At 61.8% G+C, this 17,771-nt stretch carries 22 protein-coding genes; 10 read left to right on the top strand and 12 right to left on the bottom strand.

Annotated features, from left to right (window positions below; translation table 11 throughout):
* Positions 1 to 169: 169 nt before the first annotated feature.
* The 3 genes from SARO_RS14025 to SARO_RS14015 all read right to left on the bottom strand — a co-directional run bounded on the left by SARO_RS14025 (position 170) and on the right by SARO_RS14015 (position 3,382).
* Positions 170 to 634 carry a DUF1348 family protein gene (locus SARO_RS14025; RefSeq protein ID WP_011446404.1) on the bottom strand — a complete coding sequence of 155 codons (465 nt, stop codon included), beginning with the start codon at positions 632 to 634 and terminating at the stop codon, positions 170 to 172.
* A gap of 32 nt (positions 635 to 666) precedes the next feature.
* Positions 667 to 2,694 carry a pyridoxamine 5'-phosphate oxidase family protein gene (locus SARO_RS14020; protein ID WP_011446403.1) on the bottom strand — a complete coding sequence of 676 codons (2,028 nt, stop codon included), beginning with the start codon at positions 2,692 to 2,694 and terminating at the stop codon, positions 667 to 669.
* A gap of 67 nt (positions 2,695 to 2,761) precedes the next feature.
* A complete protein-coding gene (locus SARO_RS14015; protein WP_011446402.1) occupies positions 2,762 to 3,382 on the bottom strand; it encodes a glutathione S-transferase family protein in 621 nt (206 codons plus the stop codon).
* Positions 3,383 to 3,541: 159 nt separating this feature from the next.
* On the opposite strand from SARO_RS14015, the gene SARO_RS14010 reads away from it, so the two are divergent.
* The 10 genes from SARO_RS14010 to SARO_RS13960 all read left to right on the top strand — a co-directional run bounded on the left by SARO_RS14010 (position 3,542) and on the right by SARO_RS13960 (position 12,250).
* Positions 3,542 to 3,901, top strand: a complete 360-nt coding sequence (locus SARO_RS14010) for a hypothetical protein (protein ID WP_011446401.1) — start codon at positions 3,542 to 3,544, stop codon at positions 3,899 to 3,901.
* Positions 3,902 to 4,629: 728 nt separating this feature from the next.
* Positions 4,630 to 5,387 (top strand): IS5 family transposase gene (locus SARO_RS20705; RefSeq protein ID WP_086000187.1). Its coding sequence is split into 2 segments (ribosomal slippage): positions 4,630 to 4,963 and positions 4,963 to 5,387, totalling 759 coding nucleotides; the frame shifts between segments, so codons are not numbered across the junction.
* 614 nt (positions 5,388 to 6,001) lie between these two features.
* Entirely contained in the window at positions 6,002 to 7,042 is a 1,041-nt protein-coding gene (locus SARO_RS21525; protein ID WP_011446398.1) for an SOS response-associated peptidase family protein, read from the top strand.
* Positions 7,043 to 7,340: 298 nt separating this feature from the next.
* On the top strand, positions 7,341 to 7,643 hold the full coding sequence (locus SARO_RS13985; RefSeq protein WP_041550417.1) for a hypothetical protein: 303 nt from the start codon (positions 7,341 to 7,343) through the stop codon (positions 7,641 to 7,643).
* Between the two features lie 400 nt (positions 7,644 to 8,043).
* Positions 8,044 to 8,214: a hypothetical protein gene (locus SARO_RS21155; protein WP_157042444.1), complete on the top strand. Its 171-nt coding sequence runs from the start codon at positions 8,044 to 8,046 to the stop codon at positions 8,212 to 8,214.
* A 1,201-nt stretch (positions 8,215 to 9,415) separates the two neighbouring features.
* Entirely contained in the window at positions 9,416 to 10,225 is an 810-nt protein-coding gene (locus SARO_RS13975) for a COG4705 family protein (protein ID WP_011446394.1), read from the top strand.
* Positions 10,226 to 10,398: 173 nt separating this feature from the next.
* Positions 10,399 to 10,560 carry a hypothetical protein gene (locus SARO_RS21150; protein WP_157042443.1) on the top strand — a complete coding sequence of 54 codons (162 nt, stop codon included), beginning with the start codon at positions 10,399 to 10,401 and terminating at the stop codon, positions 10,558 to 10,560.
* A 101-nt stretch (positions 10,561 to 10,661) separates the two neighbouring features.
* Positions 10,662 to 11,453, top strand: coding sequence for an FkbM family methyltransferase (locus SARO_RS13970; RefSeq protein ID WP_011446392.1), 792 nt, complete (start codon positions 10,662 to 10,664; stop codon positions 11,451 to 11,453).
* Positions 11,450 to 11,638, top strand: coding sequence for a hypothetical protein (locus SARO_RS13965; protein ID WP_041550413.1), 189 nt, complete (start codon positions 11,450 to 11,452; stop codon positions 11,636 to 11,638). Before SARO_RS13970 ends, SARO_RS13965 begins: the two co-directional genes overlap by 4 nt.
* 393 nt (positions 11,639 to 12,031) lie before the next feature.
* Positions 12,032 to 12,250 (top strand): hypothetical protein, encoded by a 219-nt coding sequence (locus tag SARO_RS13960; RefSeq protein ID WP_011446391.1) that lies wholly within the window; start codon positions 12,032 to 12,034, stop codon positions 12,248 to 12,250.
* On the opposite strand, the gene SARO_RS21145 is transcribed toward SARO_RS13960, so the two are convergent.
* The 9 genes from SARO_RS21145 to SARO_RS20295 form a co-directional block, all read right to left on the bottom strand.
* Entirely contained in the window at positions 12,247 to 12,552 is a 306-nt protein-coding gene (locus tag SARO_RS21145) for a hypothetical protein (protein ID WP_143004995.1), read from the bottom strand. The genes SARO_RS13960 and SARO_RS21145 overlap by 4 nt on opposite strands.
* A complete protein-coding gene (locus SARO_RS13955; protein WP_011446390.1) occupies positions 12,461 to 12,760 on the bottom strand; it encodes a hypothetical protein in 300 nt (99 codons plus the stop codon). Before SARO_RS13955 ends, SARO_RS21145 begins: the two co-directional genes overlap by 92 nt.
* Positions 12,757 to 13,023, bottom strand: coding sequence for a hypothetical protein (locus SARO_RS13950; protein WP_011446389.1), 267 nt, complete (start codon positions 13,021 to 13,023; stop codon positions 12,757 to 12,759). The genes SARO_RS13955 and SARO_RS13950 overlap by 4 nt, the downstream gene beginning before the upstream one ends.
* A gap of 100 nt (positions 13,024 to 13,123) precedes the next feature.
* Positions 13,124 to 13,714, bottom strand: coding sequence for a glycoside hydrolase family 19 protein (locus SARO_RS13945; protein ID WP_011446388.1), 591 nt, complete (start codon positions 13,712 to 13,714; stop codon positions 13,124 to 13,126).
* Positions 13,711 to 14,049, bottom strand: a complete 339-nt coding sequence (locus tag SARO_RS13940; protein ID WP_011446387.1) for a hypothetical protein — start codon at positions 14,047 to 14,049, stop codon at positions 13,711 to 13,713. Before SARO_RS13940 ends, SARO_RS13945 begins: the two co-directional genes overlap by 4 nt.
* Positions 14,049 to 16,190: a hypothetical protein gene (locus tag SARO_RS13935; RefSeq protein WP_011446386.1), complete on the bottom strand. Its 2,142-nt coding sequence runs from the start codon at positions 16,188 to 16,190 to the stop codon at positions 14,049 to 14,051. Before SARO_RS13935 ends, SARO_RS13940 begins: the two co-directional genes overlap by 1 nt.
* Positions 16,187 to 16,654: a hypothetical protein gene (locus SARO_RS13930; RefSeq protein WP_011446385.1), complete on the bottom strand. Its 468-nt coding sequence runs from the start codon at positions 16,652 to 16,654 to the stop codon at positions 16,187 to 16,189. The genes SARO_RS13935 and SARO_RS13930 overlap by 4 nt, the downstream gene beginning before the upstream one ends.
* On the bottom strand, positions 16,654 to 17,043 hold the full coding sequence (locus SARO_RS13925) for a hypothetical protein (protein WP_011446384.1): 390 nt from the start codon (positions 17,041 to 17,043) through the stop codon (positions 16,654 to 16,656). The genes SARO_RS13930 and SARO_RS13925 overlap by 1 nt, the downstream gene beginning before the upstream one ends.
* Complete coding sequence (locus tag SARO_RS20295; RefSeq protein WP_011446383.1) at positions 17,040 to 17,726, bottom strand: hypothetical protein; 687 nt, start codon at positions 17,724 to 17,726, stop codon at positions 17,040 to 17,042. Before SARO_RS20295 ends, SARO_RS13925 begins: the two co-directional genes overlap by 4 nt.
* Between the last annotated feature and the right edge of the window lie 45 nt (positions 17,727 to 17,771).

Here is a 17,771-nt window from a genome sequence, read left to right as displayed (position 1 = left end):
GATTGCCAGCGGTCCACAGGCGGTTTCCTCTAAAGAATATGCGCCAGCGTTTCCGGCAATGTCCCTGCACCGCTGTCGAGCAGGGCACCGAGATAGTCCGGCCCTGGCGCCCTGCTCTGCGAGCCTAGTCGTTCAGCGATGCCTTGGCAAAGGCGGGCCAGCCTGCGCATCAGAAGCCGAAGTGGCTGAGGCCGGGATGATCGTCCGGCCGACGGCCGAGCGGCCAGTGGAACTTTCGCTCCTCTTCGCGGATCGGGTGTTCGTTGATGCTGCTATGACGTGCGCGCATCAAGCCGTCCTCGGCGAACTCCCAGTTCTCGTTGCCATAGGCGCGGAACCACTGGCCGCTGTCGTCGTGGTACTCGTAGGCATAGCGCACCGCGATGCGGTTGCCGGTGAAGGCCCAGAGCTCCTTGATCAGGCGATAATCGAGTTCGCGGTCCCACTTGCGGCGCAGGAATGCCTCGACATGGTCGCGCCCGGTGAAGAATTCGGCACGATTGCGCCAGCGGCTGTCTGGCGTGTAGGCCTGCGCCACCCGTGCTGGGTCGCGGCTGTTCCAGCCGTCCTCGGCGAGGCGCACCTTTTCGATGGCACTGGCTCCGTCAAACGGCGGGAGAGGTGGTCTGGTCATGGCAGGCTCCTTCGTTGGAAATGAGTTTGGGGTCACGCTTCGACCTGAAGCGGCTTGTCGTTCCCTTCGGCAGGGACAGCGCAACACAGCAGAACTTCGCCGCTTGCGACTTCGGCAGATGGCGTGCGCGGATAGGCGACCGCGCCCGAGACAAGCTTCACCTTGCAGGATGCGCACGATCCGCTGCGGCATCCGAATTCGGGCTTGAGGCCGCGGGCTTCGGCAAGTTCCAGCAGGGTGCCTTCGCCGGGCTTCCAGCGCGCTTCCTTGAGCGAGGCGGTGAAGAGCACGGGGACCGGGACGGCAGAAGGTTGTGCGGCTGGCGCTGTTTCGCGCGTCGTATCGCGCCTGCGGACAAGCGACGAAGGTCCGAACGCTTCGGCATGGATGCGATGGTCAGGCACGTTTGCGCCACGCAGCGCATCGTAGATTGCCTGCATGAAGCCTTTGGGCCCGCACAGGTAGAAGTCGTGATCTCCGAAGGGCAGGACAGCGGACAGCAGTTGCAGGTCGATCCGGCCTTCCAAGTCGTAGTCGGCCCCCGCTTGCGCACCCTTGGCATCTCCCAGCACGCGGACAACGCGAACGCGGTCGGCAAGACTCGCAAGTTCGTTTGCAAAAGCGCGCTCGGCCAGTGACCTCGCGGACTGGATCAGCACTGCTGGTCGAGCCGGGGCTCCATTCGCACCCAGGCTGACCAGTTCGCGAAGCATGGAGATCATCGGCGTGATGCCGATCCCGGCACCGATAAGCACGGCGAGGCGTGGTGCTCCGGGCTCGATGACGAAGCTGCCCGCCGGTGCGCGCGCTTCGATGATATCGCCTTCGCGCACCTGCTCGTGCAACCAGGCCGACACCTTGCCCTCTCGCTTCACGCTGATGCGGTAAAGCGGATCTGATGGCGCGGACGATAGCGTGTAGGTCCGCACGGCAGGGCTATCCTCGCCCGGCAGCCTTACGCGAATTGGCAGGTGTTGCCCGGCCTCGTGCTGCCAGCCGAGATCCGGCGACACAGGACGCAGATGGAACGAGCGGATGCTAGCGCTTTCCGCGACAATGCGTTCGACGCGCAATTGCTGCCAATGCAAAGCTGCGGGCCATTGGCCTGTCGCCAGCGAATTGGGAGACCAGCCATTATCCCGGAAGCTCCAGCGCAGGGCAAGCGCACCCTTCCGGCGAACGATCCGCTGCGGCACGAAGGTCCATAGCCGCTCCGCCCCGGCGAAGCTGGCGATTTCGGGTGAATCGAGAACGACCTCGGCCTTGCCCGACATCTGCAGCAGGTCCCCGCTTTCGAAATCGATGAAGACGAGGCCTGCCTGCCCATTGAGCAGTACGTTGCCCAGCGTGGCGAAGAACAGGTTGCCCGCGAAATCGGGAATGGTCAGCTTGCCCTCGGCATCGACGCGCACGAAGCCGGCCTTCCCGCCCCGATGGGACACGTCGACTTGCCTGCCGCTATCCAGCCTGTCGGCATAAGAGGCTACAAACAAGGTGTCGGCACTGCCGATCATGGCGCGGGCCGCCGCGTCCAGTGCGGGCAGTTCCTCGGCCAGGTGGGGCGGCGGTGCAGCCGGCGCGCGGGACAAGGTGGCGTCGCGAAGCTGGATGTATTGGGGGCAGTTGCCGAAGCTCTGGCCAACTTCCAGCAGCGGTGCACCGGCAGATGGGAAGCGCAAGGTGCCGTTGACACGGTTGCGCCGGCGGTTGTGCAGTTCGATGCCGAGCAGTCCGAGCGCCGCTTCATCGTGTATACCGCCCAGCGCCGGATCATCCGCGTGTGGCAGTGCACCTAGCACCAGGCTCTTGGGGTCCGGCGATGAGAGGAAGCCGGGTTCGCCCTCGACCACGGTGGCCCACGCCGCGCCCTCGGCATCGACGCTGCCGAGGATCACGAAAGGAAGCTGGGCGTAGAAGGTGCGGTGCTGGTCCGGCATGAAGGGGCGGATCACGCGAGCGCCCACCTCGCCCATCCGATCGACAACGCCGACATGAGCCTGAAGTGCGCGTTCGCCTTCATGCCAGATCGGGCTGTTGGCCACGCGTTGGGTATCGTCCATGGCTTCCTCCACAACGAGGGGCCGGTGGTCCGCTGGCGGCGGGCTTGCGCGGACCACCGACGTCTCTTCAGGCTGCGGCGCGCAGGCCTGCCGCCGTCCGGACGAAGGGAACGAAGCCAGTCAGATGCTCGATGCGCGCCAGCAGAGCGCGGACATTGGGATAGGCGGCAAGGTCGACATTGCCTTCAGGCGCACTCGACAGGTAGCTGTACAGCGATACGTCGGCGATGGTGGGGGCGGCGCCGACAAGCCAATCGCGGTGCTCGAGGTGGCGTTCGAGATTGGCGAGCAGGCCGTGGGCCCGCGTGATCACTTCCTGCGGATTGTGACGCGAACCGAATACCGTGACGAGACGTGCCGCCGCAGGGCCAAAAGCGAGTTCGCCAGCCGCTACCGATAGCCAACGCTGAACAGCGGCGAGGCTGGCGGGATCTTCGGGCAACCAGTCCGTGCGATCGTGCTTGCGGGCAAGATAGACGAGAATGGCGTTGGAGTCCGAGACCACAGTGCCATCGTCATCGACCAGCACCGGAACCTGGCCCAGCGGATTGAGAGCGAGGAACGCAGGCTGCTTGTGCTCGCCCGCAAGGAGGTCGACCTCGACCAGTTCGGCATCGAGGCCGAGGAGCGATACGAACAGACGGGCGCGGTGCGCATGGCCGGAAAGCGGGTGATGGTACAGCTTCATGGGGGCTCCTGATTGATCCGGACCGCTTCCGGCCCGCACAGGAACGATGGCGCCTCGCCGTCCCGGCGATAACGCGCATTCGTCGCATGGCATCATTGCGCATGGCGCAATGCCGGACGAACGGGTTGCGCCCGCAAGCGACCGATGGCACGAGGCAGGATGCTTCCCCACACTCGCGCACTCATCGCCGCATCCGCCTTTGCCTTCATGTTCGAACGCAAGGTCGCAGGTGTACACGATCATGCTTCCGGGCGCGATTTGCTCATAGCTGCAGAAGTTCGTGGCAATCGGCTTCAGGGCAGGGACGGTGATCGATCATCGAACTTCACCGGCACGCCGGCTGAAATCTATGACGCTGCCGACAATGCGTTCGTGTCGATGAAGATCGAGGGCAGGAATGCAAGTGGCTTTGATCGGGCAACATCGAGCCATTATTCGCTGACGGTGACGGACCAGATGGTGCAACTCTACGACCATTCAGCAGGCGCCTGGTTTGCATTCAGCGTCCAGGTGGTCTGACGCTGCAAAGGCGCCCTTCAACGGCGTCTGCAGGATCGGTCAACAACGGTTTTTCGATCAAGGACGGGACGGGCAGCAAGAACCACGGTCCGCGGTCCGGAACGCACGCCAGATCGGCATCCAAGCACGACTACCGACTGCGTGGTGGGCGGTGACGGGCTCGAACCGCCGACCCTCTCGGTGTAAACGAGAAAACGCCATTCAAAACGCCTGAAAACCGTCATTTGACGGAAAGACGGAGCGTGAATCAATGGCGAACAAACCGGCATTTGCTGACCATTTGCTGACCATAAATTCCAGGGCCTCTCTCCCCACCCCTGAGACACCGCCCCAGACCAATGAGGGCTGGCAGGGGATTGAGAGTGGGCCGCATGTGTCCGCATTGTTTGTGCAAGAGGACGGATGTTACGCAGGACTACCGCATGTCGATTGTTGGCCAAAGGCTCGTGACGCCCGGAAGTATCGCGGGCCATTTCCAATCGTAGCCCACCCCCCTTGTCAGCTTTGGGGGGCTATGGCCGCAGTGAACTATGCCCGTTGGGGTGGCGAACACAATCGCCCTGGCAATGATGGAGGCTGCTTTGCGTTCGCGTTGGAGGCGGTAAACTTCTTCGGAGGCGTACTTGAACATCCTGCGAAATCCCGCGCTTGGGCAGAATTCGGACTAGGCTCAGGACCCATTGATTGGCTGAGGGGGATGTGATTCAGGCTCCGCGAGGAGACTGAGCATGAGCGACCTGTACTGGCTGACGGACGAGCAGATGGCGCGGCTTGCGCCGTATTTCCCCAAGAGCCACGGCAAGCCGCGGGTTGACGACCGGCGGGTTCTGAGTGGGATCATCTTCGTCAACCGGAACGGCCTGCGCTGGCGGGATGCGCCAAGGGAGTATGGGCCGCACAAGACATTGTATAACCGCTGGAAACGGTGGGGCGCGATGGGCGTGTTTGGCCGGATGATGGAAGGTCTGTCCGCCCAGAGGGCCGAGCCGCAGACCGTCATGATCGATGCGACCTATCTCAAGGCCCACCGCACGGCGTCTAGCCTTGGGGTAAAAAAGGGGATCTCGGGCGTCTGATCGGACGGACCAAGGGCGGCATGAACACCAAGCTTCACGCGATAACCGATGCCAACGGCCGCCCCCTGAGCTTCTTCATCACGGCCGGCCAAGTCAGCGATTACACCGGCGCAGCGGCCCTGCTCGACGACCTGCCCAAGGCACAGTGGATGCTTGCCGATCGGGGCTATGATGCCGAGTGGTTCAGGGACGCGCTTGAGCAAAAGGGCATCAAGCCCTGCATTCCGGGCCGGAAATCCCGCTCCATCCCCGTCAAATACGACAAGCGCCGATACAAGCGGCGCAACCGCATCGAGATCATGTTCGGCCGTCTCAAGGACTGGCGACGCGTGGCAACGCGATACGACCGCTGTCCAACCGTCTTCTTCTCCGCCCTCGCACTCGCCGCCACCGTGCTCTTCTGGCTGTGATCAGTGAGTCCTGAGCCTAGACCGTCCTGCCCGTCATGGGTGGGCAAGAAGTTGCAAGGGATGGGTCTGCGAGGTGTGGCAGTCTGCCTATGGGCACCGGGCGAACAAAGCAACATGGCTTTACTACGTCGGAGAGCGAGCGCCATTTCAACTTCGATGGGAGCGCCCGGTCGGATCTCATCAAGTAGGGTTTCACGACCAACGCGGCAAGGCGCGCAATAAGCCAACGCTTAACAAGCGTGAGGCTAACGCAACTCCACCCGACTTTCGCGACACGCTGATTGCTCTCGCGCTGTGGTCATACCCGCAGGCACTCAGCCTTGCCGCATGACGCACCCCCACCCCGGAGCCACGAGCATGACCGGCATGTCGGCTGAGGAGGTCAAGCCGCTCGCGTCGCTAATCGAGCGTGCGGTGGAGAAGTTTGTGTCGAGCCTGAAGGTCGAGGGAGGTGGGGCGTGAACAGGACTTGTGGAACGCGCGGCAAGGCTGTGAACATGACGTTCCACGGTGTGCGCCATCCGAACGCGGAGGCCGCCCATGACCACCCCTGATACACCGCACAGTCAGTAGCCAAAGCTTGACCTAAGTTCTTCATCTGTTCCACTGCGCAGATGGCAAAGCAGCCCGATTCTCTGACTATCCTCGCACTGCGCGCATTGCAGGATCTGGAGCAGCGCGCCCACATCGGAACCGTCGAGCTGACCCAATCTGACCGCGTGGCGCTGGAATGGCTTGTCCGTGCGGGCGTGGCACAGCGTTGGCAGGTGCGGAACCTCATCTCTGCGCTGACCGCTCCGATCTCGAACCCGATCCACGCCAGCGGCGACCACTACATGCGCGCGACGGCCGCAACGACTGCGCTGGAGGCGTGGCACCATATCGCTGGCGTCGAGCGCCAGGATTGCATCCGCCGCGCCATCGCAGCCCGGCGGTATTGCGTCGAGATGCTTGACCCGGAGGATCAGCAACCCCAGCCTTGGCATATGTGCAACCGCTACCGCCCCGGTGATCGCCACATGATCACGCAGCTCTTCGCGGCGTCGCCGGCACGGCCGTTCAACGACGGTCCGCCGATCGTCCACCCGCGCGAGCCGGGCTTTGTCGTCCGCCGCGATCATCATGGCGCGCTGGTGCTGGACCAGATGACATGGGGCTTCCCCGTGATCCTGAACGGCAAGCGAGGTCAGCCACTCAAACCGAAGCCGGTCAACAATGCCCGGTTCGACAAGCTCGACAAGTTCTGGGGCCGGTGGTCGCGCGTCCCGGCACAACGCTGCCTGGTGCCGACAGCGCACTACGCCGAGGCGGAAGGTCCATCGGGCGAGATGCGCACCACATGGCTGTCGCTCAAGAGCACGCCGGTGTTCGCCTGGGCAGGCCTGTGGGCGACGCACGAGGACTGGGGGCCGGTCTATACCTGCGTGATGACCGACAACGCGCCCGAGCTGGCCGACATCCACGATCGCAGCCCGGTTATTCTTGCGCCGGAGGACTGGGAAGCGTGGCTTACCGCGCCGCTCGAGGAGTTGCGCCGCTTCGACCGGCCGTGGCCTGCGTCGGATACGAACATTGTCCGCACACCTGTTCCATGGAGCAAGGGTGGCCGGGAGGATGCCTATCTGGGGGCATTGCCGTCGGCGCCTTGGCTGTAGGGCATTGATCTTGTGCCATTTAGGAACAACTCGTCGGTAATTCCGCGGGGCTCATTCGTGGTTTGAATCTGCCATAGGGACGGACGTCGGAGCCATAAGCCCCAGACGGTCGCAACCCCGATCAGCCAAGCTACAGCTGATCGGGGTTTTATTTCCCAAATCCAAGCAGGCTTGCTGCGTCAACTGTGAGCATAAACGAATATGCCCGACGACACCGCGACCCGGAAAACGTGCCAAGCTGGACTGTTTCTCGCCAAAGCAATGAATTGTGCTAAAGCACGGGTTGATGAGACTCGTTTTGGCCCTGCTTGCATTCGCACTGTCGGCACTGCCGATGGCGGCCAACGCGGAACTTTCGACGCAACACAGTCGATCGGCCGCAATGTCGTCGACCATGGATTACTGCGACATGTCGTCGGATCACGACAACAGCAAGCGCACGTCCAACTGCTTCTCGACGGTTTGCATGGCCATTATCTTGCCGGAGCAGGAACGGGCGGCATCCTTTATCGGCGAGCCGACTATCCTGGCTCCAATGTATGATCGCATTGATCTTGCCTTTGACGCAGGCATCGACCCGCCGCCACCGCGATTCCGTTGAAACTCCCCATAACGAACAACAGATTAAACGGAGTTTTGACATGAAGATGTTTTTTGCGGCCCTCGCTCTCGCGACAGCGCTTCCAACGGTGACTTACGCAGCGGATGCTCCCGCCGAAAAGGACTGCTGTGACAAGATGAAGTCGGAGCAAAAGAAGTGCTGCTGCGACGACAAGACGAAACAGGCTGGCACGGAACAAAGGCAGGACCACGCCGGGCACGAGATGCCCCGCGCGCCCGCTCAGTAACATGGGGGGAAAGGGGAGCGGCACCGCCGCTCCCCTTTTTCATGGGTGCATCCTCGCGCCGCGAATTTTCGCGGCCGCAGCCGCCCTCCAGGACGCCAGCGCCTGACGGCTTCAAGCCACATCTATAACCTGAGCATGCCCAAGGAGAGTCCAATGGGAAAACATCGTTTAGTGCCTGATGAAGAGTTGATCGGCCCCCTGAGGAACGGGATTTCGATAGCGCTGAAGCTCGCAGACCGCTTGGGTCTGCACATGGTCGGCATACACCTCAACAACGCGTTGGAGTGTTTGAGCGAAGGTCAGAAAGATAAAGACAATGACTGACGCCTTGATCGCTGCACGCTCGTCAAGCAGTCACCCGCCGGCAAGAACCCATGCTTTCCTCTCGGATGGGGACGCCATCTCACGCTAGAAGTCTATGATTTTTCGACAAAATTAACTTTAGATAGAGAATTAAAATAACTTAATGTAAGGGCAGGCTGATAGCTACGATTCAGGAAAAAGATGAACAGCATCCTCGTCCTTGCGATGATCGTTCCGGTCACATGCGTTGCATGGGTTCTTAGTGACTGGTACCTGCATAGGAGCAAGCGCGGTCGACCGACGCCGTATCCAGACCTCCGGCTCTCCTACCCACCAAGTGGTCCAGAAATTTTAGATCGCAATCTAGAGATTGTTCGGGTGGCACACCTTCGCTTGAGTGTACGAAATGCGTTGCATCTTTCGGAGTTGGTTGGCTGCCCCACAGTGAGCAGCCATCTCGCTCATGCTCTGGAATGCCTCGCCGATTGCCAAGTCCGCAAAAGCGAGGACTGACTTGAATTCGCGGCGAGATAATGCCGGCTCAAGAGACGAAACCTCGCCCGCTTGTTTCGCGTGGTACCTTGCCGCCCGGACCAACCTCTCCTCCCCTCACGTACGTTGACCAGGGAGCTCCTAAGGAATAGCTCGTGTACTTGAGCGAGCAGAACGATACGGAGGCGGGGCGATGGAGTATCTGCTTGTCGGCGCAATCGTAGTGGCCGGGCTATTCCTCGGGTGGCGATTGTCAGACTGGTGCGTCGAGCGGTTTTGCTACAGAGCCAATAGGTCTGAGGCACAACTACGAGAAGAAAAGGTGGACCACCGGAACGATTAGGCCATGCGACAGTTGTCCCTGAAATTTCAGGGAATTTCCCATGCGCGGCCTATGGTGTCTGATGGAATTCCATCGGCCAAACTCTGACAACTTCGCCTTCGACGGCTTCGACCAGTTCTCCATCTGCGTCGATTGCGCGAACGAAATCCGGAAGCTGCGGAATGGTCGCTGGGTGCGGCGTTCACAGCGGAAGTAAGGTAAACGAGACGCTCCAGCCAGTCGCAGCGCCGCCGAAGCTTACGCGAGCCCGAAGCGGAACGGGGGTGATTCTGCAAGGAGGGGGGGCCTAGGGCGCGGGGACAAATTCTAATGACCGCCTACGCCCAATTGCAGCTCTTCGCTCGACCTGTCATTCCCTTTGACTTGGCTGAAGCAGGAGCAGTTTAGATGAGGGATCGCGTAGACGATGCCGTGAGCAAGGTTCCGGCCGTGACGCTTACGTTTTGGGTGATCAAGATTCTGGCGACGACGCTGGGTGAAACGGGCGGTGACGCGGTAAGCATGAGCTGGCTAGGGGAAACCACCCCGAGCGCCGGAGCCAGCGGCATCAACGGGTATCTTGTTGGCACGGCCATATTTGGCCTGCTGCTCCTCGGACTGGTTTGGCTGCAAATTCGCGCGCGACGCTTCAATCCGTGGTTGTACTGGGCGACCATCATCGCCTCGACGACCGCCGGGACCACGCTCGCCGACTTTGCCACGCGCTCCATCGGTCTTGGCTACCCCGGCGGGTCACTGCTTCTCTTCAGCTTGGTGCTGTTTTCCCTGTTCAGTTGGCATCGCGCCCTCGGCACCGTGGATGTGAACCGGATCGAAACCGCGCGCGCGGAGACCTTCTACTGGATCACGATTACATTCTCGCAGACCTTGGGCACGGCACTCGGCGATTGGGTTGCGGACGGCTCGCTTGGCTACTCTGGCGCTGCTTTGCTCTTCGGTGCAGCCCTCGCTGTTCTTGCCGCGCTTTACTGGTTCACCAGTCTCTCCCACGTCTTGCTCTTCTGGGCCGCATTCATCCTTACTCGCCCCCTCGGAGCGACTGTTGGCGACTTCCTCGACAAGCCAGTGGCGAAGGGTGGTCTCGACCTCAGCCGACCCTTGGCAACAACAGTTCTTGCGGGCGCGATCATCTTGCTCATTCTCGTTGCGCCGCAACGGGCGGGGACGCATTCGAGCGGCTCGGGGGCAGCTCGATGATGATGGCGGCTTTCCACCCCATCGCGGTCGCCCCACTTCACGCTGGGGGGCGCCCTGTCCAGCAGAAGTAAGGTTTATGCAACGATCCAGTCCCGACCGCATAAGCCCTCATGTTGACCGCGCGGGCTGCGCGACGCAAATTCCGAACATCGAGGCACATCGAGGAGGGGGCAATGGCGGACTACAAGCTCATGCCACGGGAAGATCAGATCAAAATACTGCGGACGGCTGTCGCCAATGCACTGGAAATGGCGGACCGCCTCGGTCTGCACATGGTCGGCATCAATCTCAGCGAGGCTCTGGAATGCCTGACTGAAACCCAAGACAACGATTAGGGTGCGCTCTCCGCCTTGACCGCGTCTTACCTTAGTTATAGCCCTTCGATACTACATAGATGGCTGAAACATTTATGTAATTTTAATCGAAGGGGTAGTTCGTGGCAGTCAAAGCGTACCTCAAGCGCGAACTGAGAAACCTACAGTCACTTGCACCAGCGGTCCGCACCGCGAAGTTCTCGCTCTACAATTTCGGCACGCGGTCTGCTGGCCTGTTTGTCGAGCCTGAGTTCAAGCTCCTGGCGCACCTCAGGCCGGTAAAGCTCGCCATCGACATCGGCGGCAATTGGGGCCAGAGCGTCCTTGCCCTGCAACGGTACGCCGCGCCGGAACGCATTGTCACCTTCGAGCCGAACCCGGAACTGTATCGCCGCCTTAGCGCGCGGTTCCGCTCCGACCCTTCGATACAGGTGGAAAACGTCGGCTTGGGGGATGCGGCGGGACAGTTCGACCTGCACATCCCGTTGTATCGCAACTTCGTCTATGACGGCCTCGCTTCGCTGAACAAGGACGAGGCGGCGCAGTGGCTGAACCCTCGCACGATGGCGCGCTTCGACCCATCCAAGCTCACGATCCAGTCGCACACCGTCCGCGTGGTGAAGCTCGACGACTACAATCTGGTCCCCGACATCATCAAGATCGACGTGCAAGGGCTGGAGGATGCTGTAGCTCGCGGCGGCATCAAGACCATCGACCGCGCGAAGCCCGCGATGATCGTGGAAGCGCCGTCTGCCAGCTTCGTGCAGATGATGGCCGATTGTGGGCTGCGACCCTATACATGGAACGGCACCCGGCTTGTTGACGCGGCAGATGGCAGCAACGTCATGTTTCTGTCGGATGAGAAGCTGCGCAAGCTGGTGAAGGTCAGGCCGAAGCCGGAGAAGCCGGAGTGATCCTGCGCTTCCTCCAGCGTTACGCGGGTATCGTCGCAATGCTGGTGGGCGCGATCGCCTATGAGCTGATCCTGCCCGCTGGTTCACCTTGGTGGATGAAGTTGGGCATCGGCCTCGCCTTCACGATACCCATCTACCTCCTTCTGTTCCGATACGGCGCCACCCGGCACACGACGCGGCGCTAGCCGCCCGTGTTTGCAATCTATACAATCGCCATTCTGTAGGGCCGCAACATCGGACCTATTCAGGAAGAATTATCTTCCGGACGCCTCGGCTTATCTCGCGTAACGCACAGACTGAATATCCGCAATAGGCGCTCTTGATTCCCAACCCTATGGGCTCGGGGACGGGGGTGCTTTGCGGAGTATGCATGCGCAGTCTGTTATGCCTCTTCAATCGTCATAATCCGAATCGGGAACGCGTACGAACCGACGGCGTTTCTATGCAATCGACGTGCACCCGCTGCCAAAAACCCATCGAGCGGATTGAGCACGGGAAGTGGGTTTCAACCGAGCAAATCAAGTGAAGCAGGTGGCCCTCCTGTCGATGTCCACGTTCCGCAAAAGGATCATGCCAGCATGAAATCTGCCGATGATCCCCAAGACGAAATTCGCCGCCTGCGAGAGGAAAAGCGCGAGCTGGTCGAGGTCATCAACAAGATGCGGGATGAAATAGCGGAGGTGCAGCGGGAAGGGCACCGTGAGGCAGCGCGCCTCGTCCAGGGCGCCACGAGGCTGCTCAGGGAAGAAAACGAAGAGCTACGCCAGCGCCTGAGGCAGCTTGGCGTGAAGGTCTAGGGCAGGGTCTCTGCCCAAGCCCGCACTCCCGCCACCTTCGACCGGCAATCCCCTCCCGCCGACCTCTCGGCAAGGATATACTCGAACGTCTGTCGATCGCGCTCGGCCTGCACCCGCTGGATTTCAGTCAGGTTGCCGAGCGCCCACGGGACCGGCGCAAGGTCCGGCGGCGTCGCATCGTCGGCGCAGGTCAGCAGTTGAGCTGGCGGCTTAGGGGTCTCGACGCGAGCCGTTTCGCAGGCTGCGCAGGCCATCGCCAAGGGGATCATCAGAGCGAGCCGCAGCTTTCCGAGCATCTTCATTCTCCTTTTCGGTTCTGGCCTGCTCCGAGGCGGCAACCACACCAGCGCGGTCATCGGCCTTGCTGTCCGCCTCGAGCGCGGCGTTGCGCGTCTCTACGCGGTCGTCATGCACGGCATCGGCCACGTAGCGGTTCAGCGCCCACATCAGCGCGAGGAGCAAGGCCACGGCGATCAGGGGGCGGTGGTAGGCGCGGAGGAAGGGGATCATGCCTCCACCTCGACGCTCACCGGATCGATTGGCGTCCCCGCAGGCCGATTGGCGAGCATGGCGGTCTTGTCGGCACTGCCCTTCGAGGTGCCGAAGTTGAACGCGACGACAGCCCCGGTGAAGCCTGAGAGCTGCCCGAGCATGAAGACGATCAGGTCTTTGTTCGCGGGCGGGATCGGAAGCAGATAGAGCGCGGCGAGCGCGCCAATGAACGACCCGGCGAACCATCCGCCGAGCAGATTACGGACGGTATCTCGGTTCATTGCAATGCACTCCATGCGCAGGATGCGACCAGCAGGACGAGGGCGATCAACAGCGCCAGGACGAAGCTATCCAACACGAGGCCGCCAGCTTGCCGGGGCGTCATGCCAGCCATGCCTTGATGCGGGCCAAATGCGCCTTGCGGTCCTCTAGCCCGTTGGTGCCGCCGTTGATCCGCTTCGTGATCGCCAGCAGGTTGTCGGCGTCGGCAAGCGCGTTCAGGTCATTCACGCGCCAGAATTCGAGCGCGAGGTGCAACCCGATCGATGGATGCTCGGCAAGCTCCGGGCTGTTCTCGATGTCGATGCCGATGCGGCGCCCGTACTTGCGATAGTTGGCCCGGCCGGTGATCTGGATCGGTCCGCGCCCGAGGTATCGCTTGCCGTCGCCGGGTTGCCTGTTGCCAAGATCCGCGCGGCCTTCGTAGCGCCGCTGCGCATCGGTTGGCCCCCAGATCTCCCGCATGTAACGGAACGAGCCGCTTTCTTGGCAGAGCTGGGCCATGAAGTGCGCCAGCCGCAGTTCGCTGTCCATGATGCCGTAGGCGGGGAAGTGGACATTGGCCGCGATGGCGAGTGGGGCCGCAACATCGTCGATCGCGCCGAGCTTGCGGAACAACGCGCCGAATGTCGCAATGCCGGCGATGCCGTCCGGCGCAACGCCGAGCGCGGCTTGGAGCGCCTTGACGTTCACTGGCTACCTCCCTGCTTGTGGTAGCCCTCGAGAACCGTCACGCGACGCTCGATCTCGTTGTAGTTTTTGTCTTGGGACGTCGTGAGCAGCACTTGACGCTCATCCATCCGAGCCAAGGTCACCTGCATTTCGCTGACCGACGAGACCAGCCAGAAAGCAGAGCCTGCTACGCCCGTCGTGAATAGCGCGGAGATGATTACTCCAGCCCATTTGATCGGCGGGGGTATCTCCGTTTTGCGCAACTCCGGATGCTCCGCTGCAAACTTGAGAATGACAGTCTCGGCAACCTGCTCGGCCACCATGCGGACCTGTGCGGCGTTTCCGGTGTCGGTCATCACGCGGCACTCAGGTAATCGAGGCTGTCGGTCGTGAACCGGGGCCGCAGCGCCACCTTCATGCCGTCCGAATAGACGCCCCGGATCATCGATGCCTTGTTCGCTAGGTCGAGGTTGATCGGGTCCGTGTTCGTGTTGTTGTCGTTCGGGTTGAACGGGTTCTTCCCGTAGGCCCCCCACGCATAGACCGTGCCGGGGAAGGTGTTGGCCGCGAAGGTGAACGTGATGCCCTGCCGCGTTCCGGTGGGTGATGCATCGACGGTCGCGCCGGTCGGGTAGAGCTTCGTTGCGATGGTCCCGCCGCTCTTCGTCGCTGCGGTCGAGAACGACATGCCACCGTGATACTCGCTGGCATAGGCCGTGTTGACCAGTTCCAGACTGTCCGCGCCGTTCAGATCGTAGACGCAATAGACCGTCTGCGCATCGACCCGCGTCACGCTGTAGAGCGAGGGGCCGTTGCGGTCGTTTGCCACGTCGCCGCGCGCCTTGGCTCTTGCCCACCCTGCGCGGGTATTCATCACGCCATAGCCGTCGCCATTGAAGTGAAGGCTGTCGAAGTGCTGGCAGTCGAGCGTGAAGGCCCCGAGGAAGTAGCGCGAGGGATAGTCCTGCGTCAGCTTCCAGTGCAGGCGGCGCATGTCCTGCCATTGTTCGTCATTGCCGGTGCTGTTCTTCCAGCACGAGGCAATGGGATGAAGAAGGACTTTGACCGGCGTGCCGTTGTAGGCGTCGAGATCGTCATAGATCGCCTGGAGCGCAGCAATATAGCTGGCCTGCGCCGTGGTAACGTCGGACTGACCATCGACGTGGTGGACGAAGTGGATGCGGCCACCCGCACGGTCGATGCTTTCCTTGAGCGCGGCCTGACAGACCGAACCAGCCCCGCGTACTGCAATCGCCGTGCCCGAGACACCGCCGCTGGCAATCGTGAGGTTCACGCTTGAAACCGTCTTGACCACGTTCGCCAGCGCGGCAGTCGAGGTGTTACCACTGACGGGACGAAGGCGGCGGGTGTATGATGCGCCCAGCGTGGAACCGTTGGTAGGGACGCCCTCCAGATGCCAGCAATTCGTCGGCTGCGAATAGGTGGCAGTCGTCAGGGTCTGCGAGAATGCGGCGACGGCAAGAGACTGGCCGTTGGCAATGTCGATCTCGCCAACGGTCTGGTAGGGGCCATCCACTACCGAGGTATTCGCCCCGAGCAGTGCGGACAGTCGCTTGCGCGTGACACGAACGAAGAACGGCCCGCCGCTGGAAACCTGCGAAGAGGTTGCCGTGAGCGTCCCGGTAGCGGTTCCGGATGCCGCCGCGAAGCTCGACAAGGCCACATCGGTCAGGCCCGATACGGCCACTTCCGAGCCGGTCGAGAGGTCATAGACCGTGGCATAGAGCGCATCGGGATCGGGGCCGGTGTAATAGACCTTGATCCGCCAAGTGACCGACCCGTCCGAATTGCGGTAAATGGTGCGCCCCGGCATGAACAGGCGCAGCGCGACCTGCGTGGCAGGATCGGTGATCTGGAAGCTGTCGGTCGAACTGGCAATGTTGCCGATGATGCCGTGCTTCTTGGTGAATGCGCCGCCCCACGACGTGATATCGACCGGCGCGCCCGCCTGCTGGCCATTGAGGTAGCAGGTCCAGTATTTCACCCCAGCAACTTCGGTAAAATCGCTTTCGAGCGTGTCGCCCAGTTCCGCGCGCCACTGCTGGAGGATCGCGATATTCGACAGCGATGCCCCGTTGACCACCTTGGCGAAGGTGATCGTGCCGGTCTGGAGTCCGCTCGAAACCGTGGTCGAGACGTTGATGTTCAGCCAGTCGCGCTCGGCATCCACCGCCGCGATATTGACATGGTGATGCAGGGCCGCGCCGTATGCGCCCACCTTGAACTGCACACGCACCGTTTCAACGCTCGCGGTATGCAGGGCAAAGGCCGCGCTGCCGGTCGTGCCGCCAGCCTTGCCATTCGCCGAAGACAGCGCGTTGGCCTGACCGGAGAAGGTTGGACGGGTTTCAATGAACCAGCCCGGCCTCCCATTGAGGTTGCCAGACGTGGTGAAGTCGTCGCGGAACTCGGGACCGGCGATGAGGGCGACCGAAGGCGCGTTCGGATCAAAGCCGAAATAGTTCACAGTGCTCATGTGGGCAGCCCCAGAAGCTGAATTTCGGCAAGGATCGGCGTTCCGGTGATGTTGTTGACCTGGAACGACACGCGGTCATTTGCCGCGACGGCGAGCGAAATGGTGGCGCTATTGAGCGTCGAACTGATCGTGCGAGGACCGTAAACGTCCACGTCGTTTACCAGCACGCGAAGCTCGAACGTACCCGTCCCGCTGATCAGGATACCCTTGAAGCTGGTGAAGGTCGTCGCGACAGGGATGAAGTATTCAGCGTACCATGCACCCTCTACGATGCCGGTATCCGCACCAAGGAACGCCGTGATGTTCTGCTTCACCGCGCCGACCGAGGCAGAGGCAGCAGCGGCGGCGGCTTCGGCATCTGTCAGCGCCTGATTGGCGGCAGCAACGAGCGGGACCAATGCGTCGCTACCGAAGGGCTGCACGACGACTTGCTGGTCGACGACCTGGACAGTTAGATCGGCCATCAGAGTTGCGTCGAACCTCCGTGCACGATGAAGGTGCCTTCGAGCCAGCGCGCCTTTGCACTTCCCGACCCGATCACCAGATCCCAGACAGCCACAAAGTCGGTGCCGCGCGGGTTGGTGAAGGGCAGGCCTTCGATGGTGGTTTCGTTAATGCGGATCTCGACGGTCGACGTGGTAACGCCGCCCACTGTCGCTACCGAAACGGAGATGCCTTCACCGGGACTTGCTGCGTTGGCCAACGAGATCAGAGCGGGATCAGGAGCATCCTGATAGGCACGTACCTCGGACTTGAAGGTCTGACCGGTGAAGTCCTGGCCGACAAAATCAATCGTCAGTTTGGCGGGCTGCCACCGGTAAACGGTCCAAGGATAATTGCCTGGCGAGATCATGTGTAACCACCACCGGTTGCCGGGAAATGCTCGACGAACCGGATCGCGGACCCGGCGGCATAGCCCATGTTGGAAGGGGAGCGCATTTCACCATCGAGACGCATGACGCAGCGCGGATCGTGAAATTCAACGGTCGTGCCGGTGGTCGTTGCCTCCCGAAGCGGGTGGGATAGCGTGATCGTCGCCGCAGTTCCGGTCTGACTCACGACCTCGGCAATTCGATAGGCGCGATGGCTCATCGTGGGGTGCGCGATCGACAGCCACATGCCGGCGCGCAGCGGAGCGGGAAGAAATTCGAGCGTCAGGCTGAGGGTCTTGGCGCGGAGCGCGGCATCGGCGGCCAGCGCGACGCCACTGTCCCCCGTCAGGTATTCAGCTTCGCTCCACCATGGCAGCGAGCGGGGAACGCGGATAGCGCGACCGAACTGGTGACGTAGGTCGCCGAGCGGGACGATGACGGGCGTGACACCACCCTGAAGGGTATCCGCACAAGCCTTCCAGGCCAGTGCAAGTTCCGTTTCATCGAGATACGGCTCGCCGAACTGGGCAAAGACGTGACCGCCTCCGTCGGCGCCGATGATGTCTTCCGCGCCAGACAGGGCTGTTCCGCCGGAAATGGTCCGCCGCTCGATGTCGGCCTCCATGTCGGAGAAGGCGAAGGCATAGGTTGGAAAGACGCGCATGGCGTCTCGTTGGCTATGGCTTCACCTTGGTTCCCGTTACCGCCG

Source organism: Novosphingobium aromaticivorans DSM 12444 (assembly GCF_000013325.1).
Taxonomy (GTDB): Bacteria; Pseudomonadota; Alphaproteobacteria; order Sphingomonadales; family Sphingomonadaceae; genus Novosphingobium; species Novosphingobium aromaticivorans.
The sequence above is the reverse complement of the archived record's forward strand: the minus strand, read 5'-3'. Positions and strand labels throughout refer to the sequence as shown.